Genomic DNA, 790 nt, shown 5'->3' on the forward strand with positions numbered 1-790 from the left:
TTCAGACCCTGCGACGACGCAACCGACTTGACGTACTGCGCGTACGAGTTCCAGAAATCGGTGTCCGCCCGGGGCAGATCGACACCGAGCTTCGGCTGTCCGCCACCCGAGGCCGAAGCACCCGAGTCACTGCCACGATTACAGGCCGTGGCGAAGCCGGCGAGGACGACGAAGGCGGCTGCGGCGGCCGCGAGTCTGGCGGAGCGGGGAGTCATCTGCTGATCTCCTTGGGGAGGGATCGCCGGTGGGACGGCGGGGTGGGTTTCCCGGTGAGCACGGTGAGCGCAGTGATGCACGGCGATGGCGGCTGGCAGGGGCCGCTTAATCATCGGATGGATCGCGGTAGGCAGGACCATACGAGCCTCTCCGGCTGCTGACAAGAGGAGACCTCTGACGAATCCCAACCGTGACATCCGGGTGTCCGTTCCGTACCACCGCAAACCGTTATCCCTGGCGGCCGAGGGAAAGTTGCCGGGGAATCGGCTCCCCGGACCCGCGAAAAAGAGACATCGGAGGACTCCTTGCCCGGGTCGGGTAACTGCCCGTATGGTCAGACCACGCCAGAGAGATCCGATGTATCGGCGAGGAGATGACGCATGAGGCTGTTGCGGCTTGGCGAGGTGGGCGCGGAGGCGCCGGCAGACACCGTCGAGCTCTCCATCTCCGGTCTCGACACCCAGCGCCAGACCTTCGTCCCCGCGTGAAAGGCACCCACGTGTTCGCTTCCGCTCCCACAGCGGCGCGCATCACCGCCGTCGACACCTATGACATCCGCTTTCCCACGTCGCGG

Annotated in this window: 1 pseudogene; it reads right to left on the bottom strand. The window is 65.8% G+C overall.

From position 1 onward, the window contains the following. Window positions 1–215 (bottom strand): annotated as a pseudogene (locus tag C7C46_RS32155) (sugar ABC transporter substrate-binding protein); the annotation flags it as partial. Window positions 216–790: the final 575 nt, after the last annotated feature.

It is taken from the genome of Streptomyces tateyamensis, assembly GCF_003205575.1.
In the GTDB taxonomy this organism is placed as follows: Bacteria; Actinomycetota; Actinomycetes; order Streptomycetales; family Streptomycetaceae; genus Kitasatospora; species Kitasatospora tateyamensis.